This window comes from Microbacterium album, assembly GCF_014643695.1.
Taxonomy (GTDB): Bacteria; Actinomycetota; Actinomycetes; order Actinomycetales; family Microbacteriaceae; genus Microbacterium; species Microbacterium album.
This window is the reverse complement of sequence record NZ_BMJY01000002.1, coordinates 269,179-284,570: the sequence shown is the minus strand read 5'-3', so window position 1 is coordinate 284,570 and position 15,392 is coordinate 269,179. Positions and strand designations below refer to the sequence as shown.

The 15,392-nt window shown below is 75.6% G+C and carries 14 protein-coding genes; 8 read left to right on the top strand and 6 right to left on the bottom strand.

The genetic code is table 11. From position 1 onward, the window contains the following. The first annotated feature begins 143 nt into the window (after window positions 1–143). The 6 genes from IEX37_RS03910 to IEX37_RS03885 all read left to right on the top strand — a co-directional run bounded on the left by IEX37_RS03910 (window position 144) and on the right by IEX37_RS03885 (window position 6,746). Entirely contained in the window at window positions 144–1,598 is a 1,455-nt protein-coding gene (locus IEX37_RS03910) for a DUF7847 domain-containing protein (RefSeq protein WP_188754935.1), read from the top strand. Further along, the gene (locus tag IEX37_RS03905) at window positions 1,595–2,242 is read left to right on the top strand and encodes a DUF4129 domain-containing protein (protein ID WP_188754934.1); all 648 of its coding nucleotides are present in this window, start codon (window positions 1,595–1,597) and stop codon (window positions 2,240–2,242) included. The genes IEX37_RS03910 and IEX37_RS03905 overlap by 4 nt, the downstream gene beginning before the upstream one ends. Then, window positions 2,239–3,507, top strand: a complete 1,269-nt coding sequence (locus tag IEX37_RS03900) for a DUF4350 domain-containing protein (RefSeq protein WP_229663049.1) — start codon at window positions 2,239–2,241, stop codon at window positions 3,505–3,507. The genes IEX37_RS03905 and IEX37_RS03900 overlap by 4 nt, the downstream gene beginning before the upstream one ends. Window positions 3,508–3,577: 70 nt before the next feature. Continuing rightward, a complete protein-coding gene (locus tag IEX37_RS03895; RefSeq protein WP_188754933.1) occupies window positions 3,578–4,537 on the top strand; it encodes an AAA family ATPase in 960 nt (319 codons plus the stop codon). An 11-nt stretch (window positions 4,538–4,548) separates the two neighbouring features. Further along, the gene (locus IEX37_RS03890; protein WP_188754932.1) at window positions 4,549–5,865 is read left to right on the top strand and encodes a DUF58 domain-containing protein; all 1,317 of its coding nucleotides are present in this window, start codon (window positions 4,549–4,551) and stop codon (window positions 5,863–5,865) included. A gap of 89 nt (window positions 5,866–5,954) precedes the next feature. Beyond that, window positions 5,955–6,746, top strand: coding sequence for an aquaporin (locus tag IEX37_RS03885; RefSeq protein ID WP_188754931.1), 792 nt, complete (start codon window positions 5,955–5,957; stop codon window positions 6,744–6,746). 16 nt (window positions 6,747–6,762) lie between these two features. On the opposite strand, the gene IEX37_RS03880 is transcribed toward IEX37_RS03885, so the two are convergent. Continuing rightward, entirely contained in the window at window positions 6,763–7,758 is a 996-nt protein-coding gene (locus IEX37_RS03880) for a stage II sporulation protein M (protein WP_188754930.1), read from the bottom strand. Window positions 7,759–7,774: 16 nt separating this feature from the next. On the opposite strand from IEX37_RS03880, the gene IEX37_RS03875 reads away from it, so the two are divergent. Further along, window positions 7,775–8,629 carry an RDD family protein gene (locus IEX37_RS03875; RefSeq protein ID WP_188754929.1) on the top strand — a complete coding sequence of 285 codons (855 nt, stop codon included), beginning with the start codon at window positions 7,775–7,777 and terminating at the stop codon, window positions 8,627–8,629. Between the two features lie 13 nt (window positions 8,630–8,642). On the opposite strand, the gene IEX37_RS03870 is transcribed toward IEX37_RS03875, so the two are convergent. Continuing rightward, window positions 8,643–8,849, bottom strand: a complete 207-nt coding sequence (locus IEX37_RS03870) for a DUF3499 family protein (protein ID WP_188754928.1) — start codon at window positions 8,847–8,849, stop codon at window positions 8,643–8,645. Window positions 8,850–8,953: 104 nt separating this feature from the next. Between IEX37_RS03870 and IEX37_RS03865 the strand changes: the two genes are divergently transcribed. Next, window positions 8,954–9,394, top strand: a complete 441-nt coding sequence (locus tag IEX37_RS03865) for a hypothetical protein (RefSeq protein WP_188754927.1) — start codon at window positions 8,954–8,956, stop codon at window positions 9,392–9,394. A 41-nt stretch (window positions 9,395–9,435) separates the two neighbouring features. Here IEX37_RS03865 and IEX37_RS03860 read toward each other — a convergent pair whose 3' ends face one another. From IEX37_RS03860 to manA, 4 genes are all read right to left on the bottom strand, one after another. Next, window positions 9,436–10,827, bottom strand: coding sequence for a DUF5719 family protein (locus IEX37_RS03860; protein WP_188754926.1), 1,392 nt, complete (start codon window positions 10,825–10,827; stop codon window positions 9,436–9,438). Beyond that, the gene (locus IEX37_RS03855; protein WP_188754925.1) at window positions 10,824–13,652 is read right to left on the bottom strand and encodes a glycosyltransferase; all 2,829 of its coding nucleotides are present in this window, start codon (window positions 13,650–13,652) and stop codon (window positions 10,824–10,826) included. The genes IEX37_RS03860 and IEX37_RS03855 overlap by 4 nt, the downstream gene beginning before the upstream one ends. Window positions 13,653–13,725: 73 nt before the next feature. After that, window positions 13,726–14,049 (bottom strand): WhiB family transcriptional regulator, encoded by a 324-nt coding sequence (locus tag IEX37_RS03850; protein WP_188754924.1) that lies wholly within the window; start codon window positions 14,047–14,049, stop codon window positions 13,726–13,728. 180 nt (window positions 14,050–14,229) lie between these two features. Further along, complete coding sequence (manA, locus tag IEX37_RS03845) at window positions 14,230–15,387, bottom strand: mannose-6-phosphate isomerase, class I (protein WP_188754923.1); 1,158 nt, start codon at window positions 15,385–15,387, stop codon at window positions 14,230–14,232. Between the last annotated feature and the right edge of the window lie 5 nt (window positions 15,388–15,392).

Here is a 15,392-nt window from a genome sequence, read left to right as displayed (position 1 = left end):
CCACGCGTCCGACCAGCCTAATCGACCTCCCCGGTTCTGTAACGTGGATGTCACGAAGGGGGCACGGCTCCCGCCGCGAGGCCGCTCCGGGCAGCGAGCCCACGGGCATCGCCGGACGGCCGACTTTCCGCAAGGGGGATGACGTGACCAGTTCGACGTCGTGGACGCCGGCGCCGCGCGCCGGCCTCGTGCCGCTGTATCCCTACGGATTCGGGACCATCCTCGGGCGCTCCTTCGCCGCGCTGCGCGGCAACCCCAAGGTGCTGCTGGGCTTCGCGATGGTCGTGCAGGTCATCGGCTCGATCGCCACGCTCCTGCTGGTCGGACTGGTCGCCTTCCTGACGTTCTCCCGCCTGGACACGGTTCCGCCCCGCACGCGGGAGTTCGACGAGATCCTCGCCGGGTCGACGTTCGCCACGGGTGCGGCGGCGCTCGTCGCCGCCCTGTGCCTCGGAGCCATCGGCGTGATCGTGCAGGGAGTGGTCGTCGGCGAGGTCGCCCACGCGACGGTCGGCGAGCGGGCGAGCCTGCGCCTGATCTGGGCGCGCGTGCGTCCCGTCTTCTGGCGCCTGGTGGGCTACTTCCTGCTCACGCTGCTGGCGACGACGGTCGTCCTCGCCATCCTCGTCGCCCCGATCGTCGTGGCCGTCGCCAGCGGCGGGCAGACCTGGGTGCCCACCCTCTCGCTGCTGCTCACGATCCCGGGAGCCATCGTGCTCGGCCTGTGGCTCGCGACCAAGCTCTACGTCGTGCCCTCCGCCATCGTCCTCGAGCACGCGACGCTGCGCGGCGGCATCGTGCGCTCCTGGACCCTCACGCGCGGTCGCTTCTGGTCGACGTTCGGCGTGCTGGTGCTGATCAACATGATCATGAGCGTGGCGGCGTTCGTCATCAGCACGCCCCTGTCGTGGGCGACGCAGCTCTTCGTGGGCATCGTCATGCCGTTCGGCAGCGGCGACGCCGGCGACGCGGGCGAGTGGATCGTCGCGGCTCTGCTGGCGCTCCTGACGCAGGTCCTCACGCTGCTCGTGCAGGCGATCGGCGTGGTCGTGCAGGCGACGTCGGCCGTGCTGGTCTACATCGATGCGCGCATGCGCCGCGAGGGCCTCGACGTGCGTCTCCAGCGATACGTCGAGCGGCGCGAGCTCGGCGAGAGCCCCGCGGATCCCTGGTCGTACGACCCCTCCGACGTCGCGCCGCCGCGCCCGGAGCAGACTTATGCGCCCGCCTACGGCGCGCCTCCCTACGGGCCGCCCGCGTACGGCCCGCCCGCGTACGGACCTGCGCCCGGAGCGGCCCACAGCGCTCCCGGCGCGCCCTCCTACGGCAGCCCGGGGCCGCAGGGGCACCCGCCGTTCGTGCCGCCGGCGGCCCCTCCCGGCTACGGGGCCCCGCCGCAGCCCGCCGCTCCCGGGCAGCCGCCGTACGCCCCGCCCCCGCTGCCGTACGCGCCGCCCCACGCGGAGCCTGCCCGGCACGCACCGCCGTCGCCCCCGTCGCCCGGGCAGCCGGCAGCATGGCAGCCGACAGGACAGCATCCGACAGGACAGCAGCGGCCCGATGGTGGCGACGCTCCACCGGACGCGGGCGGGTCGTGATCCGCGCGGCCATCCCCCTCCTGCCGGACGGCGACGAGGCGCGCGAGTGGGCGGAGCGCGAGCTCGCCGACCCCGTCTACGACGCCGCCCAGCCGACGCCCCTGGACCGGGCCGCCCGCGCGATCGCCGAGTTCATCGGCGACCTGCTCTCGCCCCGCGGCGACATCGAGTGGAGCCCCGTCCTGGCGGTCGCCGCGGTCCTGCTCGTCGCGGGCCTGCTCGTGACCGCGTTCCTGATCTGGGGCCGCCCGCGCCTCGCACACCGCACGGAGTCGTCGGCCCTGCTGTTCGGCGAGGCCGAGAGCCGGTCGGCGGCGCAGCTGCGCGCGGCGGCCGAGGAGAGCGCCCGCTCGGGAGACTGGGACGGAGCGATCGTGGCACGGTTCCGCGCGCTCGCGCGGTCGCTCGAGGAACGCGGCATCCTCGAGGCGCCCCCCGGCACCACGGCGCAGGGCCTCGCGGCGCGCGCGGGCCGGCCGTTCCCCGATCGCGCGCACGAGCTGCAGGCCGCGGCGCGCTCCTTCGACGACGTGCGCTATCTCCGTCGCCGAGGAACCGCGGAGGTCTACTCGGCCGTCGTCGCGGTGGACGAGGCGATCGCCCGCAGCGTGCCCGCGCACGCGCCGGAGGTGGTCCCCGCGTGAGCCGGCCCGTCGCTCCCGTGGCTCCCACCCCGGAGCCCCACCGCACCGCCCGCGCCCCGGAGGACGCCCCTCGCGACGATGAGCGCGACCGCTCCCCGGAGGCGGACGGGCGACGACGCTCGGCGCTCGGCTGGATCCTGCTCGGGATCGCGCTGCTGCTGCTCGGCGCGCTCATGACGCTGTTCGTGGCGCGCGACTGGACGGCGCGCCCTCCCTTCGATCCGGAGGGACCGGGCGCGGACGGCGCCCGCGCGATCGTGAACATCCTGCGCGATCGGGGCGTCGACGTCGTCCCGGCGGTGCGGCGCGAGGAGGCGGCGGCCGTGCTCGACGGCGACACGACGCTCGTGCTCGCCGACACGCGGTATCTGTCGGACGAGACCGTCCTCGACCTCGTGGAACGGGCGGGCGACACGGTCGTGCTGGCACCGCAGTCCGCCACGGCGGACCTGTTGATCCCCGGTTCGGAGCCGGCCGGATACGGCGACGGACCCGTCGCGCCGGAGTGCACGCTCCCCGCGGCCGAGCGCGCCGGAAGCGTGGCGCCCGGGCGGGCCTTCACGGCTGCCCCCGGCGCGACCGGCTGCTACCCGGTGGACGACGGCTACGCCCTGCTGCAGGCCCCGTCCGGATCGGGCGGGACCGTGACGCTGATCGACGGATCGGTGCTGTTCGGCAACGCGCACCTCGCCGAGGCCGGCAACGCCGCCCTCGGCCTCGGCCTGATCGGCACCCACGCGCGGGTCGTGTGGTACGTCCCCTCGATCGAGGACGCCGACGTGTCCACCGCACCGCCCACGCTGGGTGACCTGGTGCCGCCGTGGCTGACCCCCGCGATCGTGCTGCTAATGGCCGCCGCCGGCGCCGCAGCGGCAGTACAGGGTCGGCGACTGGGCCCCCTCGTCGCGGAGCGGCTGCCCGTGACGGTCCGCGGCAGCGAGACCCTCGAGGGCCGGGCGCGACTGTACGCCCGCTCCGCCGACGCGGCCCACGCCGCGCGCGTGCTGCGGGACGGCGCCGCCGCCCGGCTCGCGCGGCGCCTCGGCCTGGCGCCGCACGCGGCTCCCGCAGAGGTGGCCGACGCGGCGGCCGCGCGCGTGGGAGCGGCCCCAACCGCCGCGCGCGAGATCCTGCTGCCCGAGTCGGCAGGGGGCTGGCCCGCGACCGACCGCGAGCTCGCCGCCTTCGGCGAGCGTCTGCGGCGGCTGGAGGAAGCCACGGACGCGGCCACCGGTGCGCTCGATCCCCGGCGGTCCCCCTCGTGAGTGCCCGCCCCCTTCTCCTCCGCCCCTTCCACCCACCCGCGTGCCCACGCCCCGTCGAGAGGAACCCCGCATGACCGACGAGAACGCCGACGCCCTGCGCCAGGCCGTCCACCGCGTGCGCGGCGAGGTCGCCAAGGCCGTCGTCGGCCAGGAGGGCGCCGTGAGCGGCCTCCTGATCGCGCTACTGGCCCGCGGCCACGTGCTGCTGGAGGGCGTGCCGGGTGTCGCCAAGACGCTCCTCGTGCGCGCCTTCAGCCGCGCCCTGGGCCTCGAGACGAAGCGCATCCAGTTCACGCCCGACCTCATGCCGGGTGACGTGTCCGGCTCGCTCGTGTACGACGCCCGCTCGGGCGAGTTCGAGTTCCGGGAGGGCCCGGTGTTCGCCAACGTCGTGCTCGCCGACGAGATCAACCGCACGCCCCCCAAGACGCAGTCGGCCCTGCTCGAGGCGATGGAGGAGCGCCAGGTCTCGGCGGACGGCGTGACGCGGCCGCTGCCCGATCCGTTCCTCGTGTGCGCCACGCAGAACCCGGTCGAGCACGAGGGCACGTACACGCTGCCCGAGGCCCAGCTCGACCGCTTCCTGCTCAAGCTCCTGATCGACGTGCCGCCCCGCGAGGCCGAGGTCGCGGTGCTGCGCCGCCACGCCGACGGGTTCTCGCCGCGCGGCCTCGAGGGAGTCGAGGCAGCCATCAGCCCCGAGGAGATCCGTGCCGCGCAGCGCTCGGTCGCCGCGGTGACGGTCACGGACGACGTGCTGGGCTATGTCGTGGACCTGGCCCGGGCGACGCGGCAGAGCCCCTCGGTTCAGCTCGGCGCGAGTCCCCGCGCCGCCACGGCACTGCTCGCCGCGGCCAAGGCGTGGGCGTGGCTCGGCGGGTACCCCGCCATCACCCCCGACCACGTGCAGGCGATGCTGGTCCCCGTGTGGCGCCACCGCATCCGGCTGCGCCCCGACGCCGAGATCGAGGGCGTCTCGGTGGACGCGCTGCTGGGCGCCGTGGTGCAGCAGACGCCCGTGCCCCTCTGATCCGGATCCCCGTGTACGTCACCGCCCTGCTCCCCTGGCTCGTCGCCGCCGGCCTCCTGCCGCTCGTGCCGCTGACGGCGCTCGGCGCAGACCCGTGGATCGTGCTGGCGGCCTGGCTGGCGTTCTGCGCCGCCGCCGTGGCGATGGACGCGCTGCTCGCCCCCGACCCCCGCGCGCTCGCGATCGACCGCGCGCTCCCCGCGCGAGCGCGCCTGGGCGAGCCGGCCGAGCTCCGGCTCCGCGTCGTCAACCGCGGCGCGCGGCGCATCCGTGCCACGATCCGCGACGCGTGGCAGCCGACCGCCGGGGCACAGCCCGCGCGGGTGCGGCTCTCCATCCCCCCGCGCGAGTCGCGCACCGCGAGGATCGCGCTGCTGCCGCGCCGCCGGGGCGAGCTGCGCACCGAGTTCGTCGCCGCGCGCGCGGCGGGACCCCTGGGCCTGGCCGGGCGTCAGCGGGTGCTCGAAGCGCCCGCCGCGGTCCGGGTGCTGCCGCCGTTCCGCGCGCGGCGCCACCTGCCGTCGCGGATCGCGCGCCTGCGCGAGCTCGACGGCAGCACGAGCGTGCAGGTGCGGGGACAGGGCACCGAGTTCGACTCGCTGCGCGAGTACGTGCGCGGCGACGACGTCCGCTCGATCGACTGGCGCGCGACGGCGCGGGCGGGCACGACGATGCTGCGCACGTGGCGGCCGGAGCGCGACCGCCACGTCGTGATCCTGATCGACACGGGCCGCACCGCCGCGACGCGCGTCGGCGACGGCACCCGCCTCGACGCGGCGTTCGAGGCCGCCATGCTGCTGGCGGCGCTCGCCTCCCGCGCCGGCGACCACGTGCATCTCGTCGCGTTCGACCGCGCCCTGCGCGCCCGCGTGACGGGCGTCGACGGGAGTGCCCTGATGCCCGCGATCGCCGACGCGCTCGCCCCCGTGGACGCACAGCTGATCGACACGGACTGGGACGCCGCGTTCGCGCAGGCGCGCGCGCTCGCGCCGCATCCCTCGCTGCTGGTGCTGCTGACGGCGCAGGAATCGCCCGAGGCCGCGCGCGGCTTCCTCGGGGCGCTGGCCCACACCGCGGCGTCCCGTCGGGCCGGCGCCGTCCTGGTCGGCACCGCGACCGACGCGGACCTCGAGCGGATCGCTCGCGGCGGCGGATCCAGCGACGAGCTGTACCGCGCGGCGGCTGCCGAGGCGGCCCTGCGGACCGCCGAGCGCGTCGCGCGCGCCGTCTCCCGCGCCGGCGCCGAGTCGCTCGCGGCCTCGCCGGACGACCTGCCGCCGCGCATCGCCGACCGCTACCTCGCCCTCAAAGCCGCCGGGCGGCTCTGACCCGCCCCGACAGGGCCTTGCCGCTGACGGGGCGGCCCTGGCACGATGCAGTCAGCGACCAGGTCGCCCGCCAGGACGAGAGGAATCCCATGTCCGATCCGAACCCCGAATCGCCGGTCGAGCCGACCGAGCTCGCCCACACGCCTCCGCCCGCGCCCGCGACGAGCGCGAAGCTCGCGGCCGAGGCCTTCGGCACGCTCCTGCTCGTGCTCGGCGGGGTCGGCACCGCCGTGTTCGCGTCCCATCACTTCTCGGACACCCCCGCTGCGGTCTACACCGCGGTCGCGCTCGCGTTCGGACTCAGCGTGGTCGTCGGGGCGTACGCGTTCGGTCCCATCTCGGGCGGCCACTTCAACCCCGCGGTCACGCTCGGGCTCGCGGCGGCCGGGCGCTTCCCGTGGCGCGAGACGGGCGGCTACATCGCCGCGCAGGTCGTCGGCGGCGTCATCGCGACGACCCTGCTCGTCCTCATCGGCCTGTTCGGACCCGCCGGTTGGCTCGGCACCGCACAGGACGCGGGCTTCGCCAGCAACGGGTGGGACGGCGCGTCGCCCGCGGGCTTCGGGATGGTGGCCGCCATCATCGCCGAGGTCATCCTCACGGGCCTGTTCCTGCTGATCATCCTGGGCGTGACGCATCCGACGCGCGGCACGCCGCTCGCGGGCCTGGCGATCGGGCTCGCGCTCGCACTCATCCACTTCATCAGCATCCCGGTGGACAACACGTCCGTGAACCCGGCGCGCTCGATCGCCTCGGCCATCTACGGCGGCGGCGAGGCGCTCGCCCAGCTCTGGGTGTTCATCGTGTTCCCCATCGTCGGCGCGCTGCTGGCCGGTTGGGCGTACAAGGCGCTCTTCGACGTCTCCTCGAAGCGCAGCTGACCCGCGGGCGCCCGCCTCAGCCGGCGACGAGGCGCGTGGCGCCCGCCTCGTACTCGCCGAGGTCGCCCGTCTCGCCCGCGCGCGCCGCGCGGCGCCCGGGCACGAGCATCACGAACAGGAGCACGCCGAGCGCGAGGGCGCCGATGCCGATCTTGATCCACCACGGCCACGGCTGACCCGTGACGAAGCCCTCCACGACGCCCGCGAGGGCGAGCGCGAACACGAGGCCGATCGCGACGGTCGCGAGCGCGCGTCCTTCCTGGGCCAGAGCCGTCCCGCGTGTCCGCGGTCCCGGCGCCACCCACGCCCAGAACACGTGCAGACCTGCGGCGGCCGCGACGAAGATGCACGTCAGCTCGAGCAGGCCGTGCGGGAGGATGTAGAGGATCATGACGTCGAGCCGGTCGTACGCGGTCATGACCGCCGCCGACGTCCCGAGCCCCACGGCGTTCTGCACGAGCACGTAGACGGGGAAGATCCCCGTGACGCCGAACAGGACGCACTGCGCCGCGATCCACGCGTTGTTGGTCCACACCATGCCCGCGAACACCGCGGCGGGGTTCTCGGTGTAGTACTCGGTGAAGTCGTGCTCGGCGTAGCGCTCGAGCTGCGCCTCGCTGCCGAGCGTGGCGATGAGCGCGGGATCGCCCGAGATCCACAGCGCCGAGACGGCGCCCGTCGCGAGGAACGCCAGAGCGACGACCAGCGTGGTCCAGCGCACCCGGTAGAGCGCGGCCGGCAGCTGGTGCAGGAAGAACCGGGGCAGCTGCCGCAGCACGTTCTCCTGCGCGCCGGTCAGCGCGAGCCGCGCGCGGGCGAGCATGGCCGACAGGTGTTCCCCGTGCGGCGTCCGTCCCGCGGTCGTCTTGATGTCGGCCAGGTCGGCCGAGGCGGCCTGATAGCGCGCGACGAGCTCGTCCACCTCCTCGCCCGTGAGGCGGCGGCGCTTCGAGAGGTCGTCGAGTCGCTCCCATTCCGCGCGGCGGGCGGTGGCGAGGGCGTCGAGGTCCACCTGATTAACTGTACGCATGTCGACTGGAGCCGTCACCGACCGGCCCCCGGCCCGCGACGGCCGGCCTCGGCAGGGCGAGCGCGCAGCGGTCGTCGTGCACGACGAGGTGCTCACGGGCGAGGCCGTCGCGCTCGACGTGCAGCCGATCGGTCTCATCCTGCGCGTGGCCGGGGCGGCGATCGACGTGGCCGTCACCCTCGCGACGTACCTCCTGCTCATGCTCGCGCTGCTGGGGCTCGCCAGCGCCGGGACGCTGCCCTTGAACGTGCTGCAGATCCTCGCCATCGCCCTGCTCGTGCTCCTGCTGGTCGTCGTCCCGACCGCCGTCGAGACGGTCACGCGGGGGCGCAGCCTGGGCAAACTGGCCGTGGGGGCCAGGATCGTGCGCGCCGACGGGGGCGCGATCTCCTTCCGGCACGCCTTCATCCGCTCGCTGCTGGGCGTGCTGGAGGTGTACATGACCCTCGGGGGTCTCGCCCTGCTCGTGGGCATCTTCACGCCCCGCTCGCAGCGCCTCGGGGACCTCGTCGCGGGGACCTACGCGGAGCGCACGCGCACGCCGCCGCTCGCCGAGCGGCCTGTACCCCTCCCGGCGGGGCTGGAGGAGTGGGCTGCGGTCGCGGACGTCGCACGGATGCCGGACCGGCTGGGCCGGCGCATGGCGCAGTTCGTCGCGGGGGCCGAGCGGATGCACCCGACCGCGCGCGCCCGCCTCGCGACGGAACTGGCCGCGGAGGTGCGGCCGTTCGTCTCCCCCGTTCCGCACGCCGATCCGGAGACGCTGCTGCGCGCCGTGGTCGCAGCCCGGCGCGATCGCGAACTGCGGGCCCTCGCGGCGCGCGCCGAGCTCGTCGCGCGCCTGGCCCGGTGACGGGCTCGCGCGCTCAGGAGACCAGCGTGGCGTGCCTCACCACGGTCCACCCCTGCGGGACCGACAGTCGATCGGTGTGGATCGCGCACAGGTCGTGCGCGTGCGGGTCGTTCGCCGCGCCGAGCGGGCCGAGCGCGGCCATCTGGTCCCTGTAGTCGTAGGTCAGGGTGGTCACGGCTTCGCGCGCGCAGCCGACCTTGGAGCACACTCTCTCACGCATCGTGGTCAACGATAGGCGCGTGCGGTGCCCACGCGCCGGCGCCTCGCCGCGCACGCGGGATCCGGATCGCGGCCGGCCGCCGCCGCGCGGCGTAGGGTGGAGCCATGTCGATCTGGGGACGGGCGCGCAAGCCGGCGCCTCGCGGCCGGGCGGCGCGGCACGGCCGTCACGGCCGCCAGGGGCGCAGCCCCGTCGTCCGACCGCCGCTGCCGCCCATCGACACGCGCGTCGAGCGCTTCGACATCGCGGTCGGAGGAGCCGCCGAGTACCTGCGTGCGGCCTGGCCGGAGCTGCGGCACGTGAGCTTCGAGATCGGCCGGCTCCCGCGCGCGGCCGACGAGGACGGCATCCCCCGCTGGACGATCGATCGCGACGCGCGCCGGATCGTCCTCTACCGCGTGCCCATCGAGCGTCTCGGCCGGCTGCACCGTGCGGACGAGCTGCACCGGCGCATGATGATCGAGGGCGAGGTGTTCCGCGCGGCCGCGGAGTACCTCGACCGCGATCCGTGGGACCTGGGCCCCGACCGCTTCCGCTTCCTCTGACGGCTGCGGCGGCCGGAGAGCGCCGCAGCCGCGCGCTCGGCTCAGGGGTAGACGACGACGGGCTGCGGCCGCGCCGCGTCCGGCCAGACGGGGAGGGCGGCGAGCCCGCTGCCGCTCGCGAAGCCCACGGCCGCGTGCACGTCCGCTCCGCCCGGGTCGACCGTGTAGATGCGGTCGGCGCTCACCTCGACGATCGCGGAGCCGCGGGCAGGAACGACCGTCTCCCGGGCGTCGCCGTCCTCGGTCACCGCGACGACGATGTCCGCGTCCGACGGGTTCGCGAGGCTGAGCCGCGCCCCCTCCCCTGGCGGCACCGCGACGATCGTCGGGGCCGAGATCGTCGGAGAGGGAGTGTGCCACGCGTAGTCGGAGCCGGGGCCGAAACCCGTGGTCTGCCAGACGGCCGTGACGAGCGGGGCGTCCGCCGACACGACCACGGTGTGGTCGCCCTCCGCCAGGCCCGGCACCTCGACCTCGAGCGGGCGGCCCGCCTCGAGTCGGACCGGCTCGAGCGCGCGGGCCTGCCCCTGGCTGTCCGCGCCGGCCACGGTGATGGTCGCGGTGGCGTCGCTCTCGGACAGGAGGCGGACGACGGTCACGGCGCTGTCGGAGGCGGCGGCCCGCGCCGTCACGTGTACGCCGGGGATGACGTGCGCCGACGCGGGGCGGACGGCCGGCTGGCTGTCGACGCCCTCGGGCTCGAGCGTCCGGATCAGGCTCGACTGCAGCGAGGCGCGCACCGGGGCGCCCGTCGCCGTCACGCGGAGCACCGGGCGCTGCTCCCCGCCCGCCAGGCCGGCGAGGGGCAGCGCGACCTGGGTGCGCGCGGGGATGGGGATCGCGTCGGCTCCCGGCGGCGTCTGCGCGCCCATGACGCCGAAGGCGGTGACGCGGACGGTCGCGTTGACGTCGCCTGGGTTCGCCAGCAGCAGGATGCCCGTGACGCCGGTGGTGGTGTCGCCGCCCACGATCCAGGACTCCATGAGGCCGGGGCGGCACGCGGACGCCGTGAACCCCGCGAGGTCGGGATCGTCGGGGGCCGCCGACGACGCCGCCGCGATCGAGACGGGCTCTCGTCCCGCGGGCAGCTGCGCGAAGCGCTCCGCGATCGCCTCGCCTGCCACGCGCGGCTGACCCATGGCGTCCGGCTGAGGCTCCTCGCCGCGGTCGTTGCCGGTCGTGAGGCGGGCGGGAGCGGCCACTGCCAGGCCCGCGGCCTCCTCGGCCGCGCGTCCGAGCGCGAGGACCGGTCCGTCGCACGCCAGGAGCGTCTCGGCGGGAAGCGGCGTGACCTCGAGCGCGGGAGCTGCGGCGGAGACCTCGGGCCACGGCAGCGCGGCGGCGCCGATGCTCGCCGCGACCGCGCCCGCCGCGACCGCGGCGCCCAGCGCGAGGCGCGCCCTCGGGGTGCGGCGCGGTGCGGGCGCGGTCATCGTCTCTCCTCCTCGTAGCCCTGTCCCAGCACGCGCGGCAGCCGGCGCGCCGCGCTCATCGAGGCGGACGTCGGCACCGCCAGCAGGAGCGCGACGAACGCCGCCGCCAGCTGCGACCCGACCACCAGGCGCGCCGTAGCGCTCTCGCGCTCGGTCGCCGGCGGTCGCGGCCCCGGTTCCGCGTCGAGCCGCCACAGCACGCCCTTGGCCGTCTCGCCGACGCGGACGAAACCCGAGCGCTGGTCGATGGACGTGATGGTCTCGAGCCGGCGCGTGCGCGCGGCGTCGCTCTCTGCTTCGCGCGGCGCGTCGAGGAGCACGAACCCGACTCCCGCGTCGCTCAGGCGGGACGGCACCTCGGCCGCGCCCGCCGTGACGAGGTCACTCACGAGCTCGGCGAGCCGCGCGTCCGCGTCGCCGGTCGCGGTCTCGGTGCTCTGCAGCGTCGACTGCCCTCCGAGCGTCTCGCTCGCCCCCCACACGACGCGGACGGCGACACCCCCGTCGTCCTGAGCGGACAGCAGGAGCGTGCCCAGATCGCGGTCCTCCGCCGCCTGGGCCGTGACGAAGGCGGGCAAGGTGGACGCCGGGCCGTTCGTCAGCACCGCGTCACCGCGCGCCACCGCCGTCAGCGCCGGCGCGGCGACGAGCAGAACGCCGACCGTGGCGATCGCCGTCGCCACCGCCGCGAAGCGGCGGGCGCGGATTCCCGTGTCGAGGGTCACGGCGGCGGCCACAGCGGCCCCGAGCCACGCGAGGCTGAGGGCGGCACCCGGCCAGACGGGCACGGGGGTGGACTCGAAGGACGCGACCTGCACGCCTGCGACGAACTGGGCGCTCGCGAGCCCCAGCACGGCCACGAGGACCGCGCCCGCGCCCATGCGCCACCTCGGGGTGAGGGGCGCCGCGAGGGCGAGCAGCGCCAGGGGCACGAGCAGCAGGGGCACCCACACGGCCGGTGCGAGGGCGGGCTCGTCGATCCCGAGCGAGACGAGCAGCCCGCCCCAGCCGCCCGGGTCGGCGGTCGGGAAACCCGTGCTGAGCGTGGCACGGTCGGCGGGCTCGGGTCCCGGCCACGGCCGCCCCGGGTCCGCCAGCAGCGCCCACGGGTTGCCGCGCGAGAGCTGGGTCGCCGCGATCGGGGCGAAGAAGACCACGCTGGGCACCGCGACCCACAGCACGCGCATGAAGCCGCGGCGGATCCGGAACGCGAGCGCGAGCGCGAGTCCGAGCAGCCACAGTGCGGCGAGCGCGGGCGCCAGGGACGGCGCGCACGCGAGCACGGCGACCAGCAGCAGCGATGCGGACCCGGCCGCGCCCCACGACCGGTGCGCGATCGTCGCCGCGAAGAACAGCCAGGGCAGCACCAGGTGCGCGAGCACGGCGGCGGGGCGCCCTTCCACCAGCGCCGCGAGGAACGCCGGCGACAGCGCCCACACCGCCGCGACGGCCGCGCGCACGCCGGCGCGATCCGTCACGCGCACCGCGGCGAACCACCCGCCGAGAACGGCGAGGGGCAGCGCGAGGATCCACAGCAGGACGAGCGCGTAGGACGGACGTGTGGGCGACAGGGTGCCCAAGAGCGCGACGATCCCGGCGAACGGGTCGGCGGGCGTGGCGTCGCCCAGGCCGATCGCGCGCACACCGTAGGCCGCGTCGCCCCACAGCGCCGCAACCGTCTCCCGCAGCGGGAGCAGGGCCCCGCCCCCGATCACGGGCCATGCCAGCACCGGCGTGAAGGCGACGACGCTCACGAGGAGACCGGCGAGCACCGCCCAGGCCCCTCCGCCCGAGAAGAAGCGCAGCTCGCGTCGCAGGGCGGGACCGCTCCCGCCCGGCTCGTACCGCTCGCGCAGTTGCGCCTGCGTCGCCCGGAGCGGCGCGATCTGGCTCCACGACCCCGTGCGCACGGCGCGGATCGCCCGCCGGGAGCGGCTGACGGATGCCGGGCGCAGCATGACCGTCAGCGCCGCGGCCCACTCGGCCGGGACGCGGGCGGGCGCCTTCGCGACGAGGTGGACGAGCGTGCTCCACAGCGCGAGCGGCAGCAACGACAGCCAGTGCAGCGGCACGGCCCACGCGGGCGCGTACGCGAGGCGGCGGTGCAGCTGGGCCGTGCGCACCGAGTACGCGCGGGCCATGGGCCGCCGCGGCGGCCCCGCGACACCGCCCTCCACGACGTGGATGCGGGCGGCCGGCGCGAGGGCCACCCGCCGACCGGCGAGCCGCGCCCGCACCCCCATGTCGAGCCCCTCGTCGGCGCCCGCGAGCGCGGGGTCCGGCAGCAGGCCGGCGCGCGCGTCGCTGCGCAGCAGCACGCCGCGCACATCGGAGCCGAGTACGTCGTCATCCGCGTCGTGCTGTCCCTGATCGAACTCGCCGTTCGCGAGCGGGACGGTGCGTCCGAGCCTGGTCATGCTCACGCCGAGCGAGACGATGACGTCGGGCGCGTCCTCGTCGACCAGCTTGGGCGCGGCGATCGCCACCGAGGGCGCGCGCTCGAGGGCGCCCGACAGCGCGGCGAGCGCGTCCGGCTCGGGGCGCGTGTCCTGCGCGAGCAGCCAGAGCGCGCGGCCCTGCGGCACCCGCGCCGCCGCGAGACGCACGGCCGAGGCGAAAGAGGTGCCGGAGGAGGCCGCGATGACCCCCTCCGCGCCGGAGCGGTCGATGAGGTGGCGCAGCGGATCGACCGCGCCGCACACGACGATGGTGAGGGCGTCGACGGGCCGGCGCTGTTCGGCCAGTGCGGCGAGGGTGCGCTCGAGCTGGTCGGCGGCCTGGGGCGAGGAGCGCGCGACGAGGACGGCGTGGACGGCGGGGGGCATGTCGCGGCAAGCCTAGGCCGCGGGGCGCGTGGTCACGGCGCCACGCGCCGAGAACCGGGAGATGAGAGGCGCGTCAGCTCGCCTGGCGCTTGAGCTTGCGGCGCTCGCGCTCGCTGAGGCCGCCCCAGATGCCGAAGCGCTCATCGTTCTGCAGCGCGTACTCAAGACACTCGGCGCGGACGTCGCACGACGAGCAGATGCGCTTCGCGTCGCGCGTCGAGCCGCCCTTCTCGGGGAAGAACGCCTCCGGGTCGGTCTGGGCGCACAGCGCGTCGCTCTGCCACGCGAGGGCGTTGTCCTCGTCGGGGTGCGGCGCACGGACGCCCGGCACGCCGAGATTGACCGGATCAACGAACCAGTTGTCTGGAACACCGGAACGGTACTGCGATGCAGACATGTCGCTCTCCCACTCCCTCTCGGCCCGCCGGGGCAACGTCGTGAGAGTAATTACACCCGTGTGATTCGCAAAGATCAAGTCGCAGATCGTAAACCCTCAACCGCGGGATGAACGTTCATTGCCGCGACCGGCGTGTCGCACCCCGGCATCCCGTCGGACCGCGACGGGATGGCGCCGCGCTCAGGCGGGGCGCCCCGGCTGCGCGACGAACGCCTCTCCCTCGCCCGCGATGCGCGCCTCGGCCTCGTCGGGGGTGACCAGCGCGGCCTCGCCGGGGGCCAGATCGAGCGACCGCGAGGCTCCCGAGACGCTCAGGGAGCCGGCCGTGGCCAGCACGATCAGGGGGCCGGCAGGCCGGATGACGGCATCGGCACCCGGCGACACGCGAGCCCGCAGCAACTGGAAGTCGGGCACGTCGGCGGGGAACGCCTCCACGCCCCGCGAGCCGTTGGCCGCCGTGACGGGCAGGACGACCGGCACGGGGCCCGGCACCGGGTCCAGCACCGCGAGCAGCTCGGCCACGTCGACGTGCTTGGCCGTGAGCCCGCCGCGCAGGACGTTGTCGCTCGCCGCCATCACCTCGACCCCGAGCCCCGAGACATAGGCGTGCAGCATCCCCGCGCGCAGGAAGATGCACTCGCCGTGGTGCAGCACGACGAAGTTCATCAGCAGAGCGACCACGACCCCCGGATCGCCGGGGTAGACCGCGGCGATCCGGCGGGCGTTGGCGAGCTCCGCGGCGAACTCGGTCGACTGCGCGTCCCCGAGGCCCGCCACGATCGCGTCGACCACGCCGGACGCCTCGCCGGACAGCAGCCAGCCGATCGCGTCCCGCAGCCCGTCGGGGCCGGTCAGGCGCCCGCGCAGCGGCTCGGCGGCGTCGCCGAACGCGGCGAGAAGGCGTCGGGTGGCCTCGAGCTCGCGCAGGCCGCAGAGCGCTTCGAAGCGGTCGCTCAGCGCGACGATCATCTCGGGCTTGTGGTTGTCGTCGGCGTAGTTCCGCGGCGCGTCCGCGGGCAGGTCGGCCTCGCGCGCGAAGCCCTCCTCCGCCTGCGCCTTGGACGGATGCACCTGGATCGACAGCGGCGCCGCGGCGGCCAGCAGCTTGAGCAGGTACGGCAACCGGCCCCCGACCCCGGCCTGCGCGCCCTCCTGGGCGATCCACTGGTCGAGGGTGCGGCCCGACCCGTCGGCGAGGTCCGAGGGGTCGGAGGGGTGGTCGCCGAACCAGATCTCGGCCTCGGGCCGGACGGCGAGGGGGCGTCCCTGCAGGGACGCCAGCAGCGAGCGGGAGCCCCAGGCGTAGTCGCGCGGGACGTTCGTCAGCGGTACGAGCACGATCC

Excerpts from the sequence above, each read along its gene's own strand:
- IEX37_RS03895 (WP_188754933.1), top strand. The coding sequence starts at position 3,578 with ATGACCGACGAGAACGCCGACGCCCTGCGCCAGGCCGTCCACCGCGTG.
- IEX37_RS03885 (WP_188754931.1), top strand. The coding sequence starts at position 5,955 with ATGTCCGATCCGAACCCCGAATCGCCGGTCGAGCCGACCGAGCTCGCC.
- IEX37_RS03875 (WP_188754929.1), top strand. The coding sequence starts at position 7,775 with ATGTCGACTGGAGCCGTCACCGACCGGCCCCCGGCCCGCGACGGCCGG.
- IEX37_RS03870 (WP_188754928.1), bottom strand. The coding sequence starts at position 8,849 with ATGCGTGAGAGAGTGTGCTCCAAGGTCGGCTGCGCGCGCGAAGCCGTG.
- IEX37_RS03865 (WP_188754927.1), top strand. The coding sequence starts at position 8,954 with ATGTCGATCTGGGGACGGGCGCGCAAGCCGGCGCCTCGCGGCCGGGCG.
- IEX37_RS03860 (WP_188754926.1), bottom strand. The coding sequence starts at position 10,827 with ATGACCGCGCCCGCACCGCGCCGCACCCCGAGGGCGCGCCTCGCGCTG.
- IEX37_RS03855 (WP_188754925.1), bottom strand. The coding sequence starts at position 13,652 with ATGCCCCCCGCCGTCCACGCCGTCCTCGTCGCGCGCTCCTCGCCCCAG.
- IEX37_RS03850 (WP_188754924.1), bottom strand. The coding sequence starts at position 14,049 with ATGTCTGCATCGCAGTACCGTTCCGGTGTTCCAGACAACTGGTTCGTT.